This is a genomic window from Rhodocytophaga aerolata, assembly GCF_030503435.1.
GTDB classification, from domain to species: domain Bacteria; phylum Bacteroidota; class Bacteroidia; order Cytophagales; family 172606-1; genus Rhodocytophaga; species Rhodocytophaga aerolata.
Genome location: NZ_JAUKPO010000180.1, coordinates 1 through 811, shown reverse-complemented (window position 1 = coordinate 811; position 811 = coordinate 1). Strand labels below are relative to the sequence as shown.

General features: G+C 33.5%; 1 protein-coding gene. It reads right to left on the bottom strand.

All coding sequences use genetic code 11. The features are described from left to right. The coding region (locus tag Q0590_RS37430; RefSeq protein ID WP_302042802.1) for an outer membrane beta-barrel protein at window positions 1-790 on the bottom strand (790 nt) is incomplete at its 3' end. Window positions 791-811: the final 21 nt, after the last annotated feature.

Below are 811 nucleotides of genomic sequence, written 5' to 3'. Positions count from 1 at the left end.
CAAAGTTAAAAGGAAGTGGAGAATTAAAACTCTTACGTGGTTTAGTTACATCTAAATTATCGTCTGTTGAAAATGAGGTTACATAATCTGTGGTCTTTTCGAATTCTGATATTATATGCATAAAATCCTCCTCATTTACCTTATAGGCGGTTGTTTTCCCTTTTACTGGGGTAAATGAGAGCGTAGCAAAAGTAATCTCACTAAATAAGGAAAATTTTTCTGAGATGTTACATTTAACCCCTATTGCCCCTTGTAGGCCTAAAGCCGTCTTACCATTTACTTCGAATGTACTAGTATAAGTTTGACCAAATTTAATAGTTCGAATTGTCTCTTGAACCACTCTAGGTCTACCAATTAATACTCCAGCTTTCGCATAAGGACTTATTATACTTCTCTTCGCTGTTACTAATAACGATGGTACAAAAGCCAATAATCTTCCGGAACTACTAGTAATTGATTTGTCACTATTATCTTCTACATACATTTCAAAATACGACTTTTGTGGGGCTCCTCTTAAATAAGAAGTTTCCAGTTCAAAACCAATGTTATCAGTTAGCATAGTACCTAAACCTACTATACTTCGTAAACCGGCTCCATACGAACCTTTTTCAACTTGATACTCAGTTCTATTTGAGCTATTTTCAGGGAAGTAATAACTGTAACTAGTATTATATTGCATAGGCGCTGCTGCAGTAGAAATACTAAACGCACCTTTCAAGTAAAGCTTTTGGGAAAAAGCATTTAATTGAATTAATGTAAAAAATACAAATATTAAAAGCAGTTTTCTCATATGGTTTCTAGTCTTTTTAAA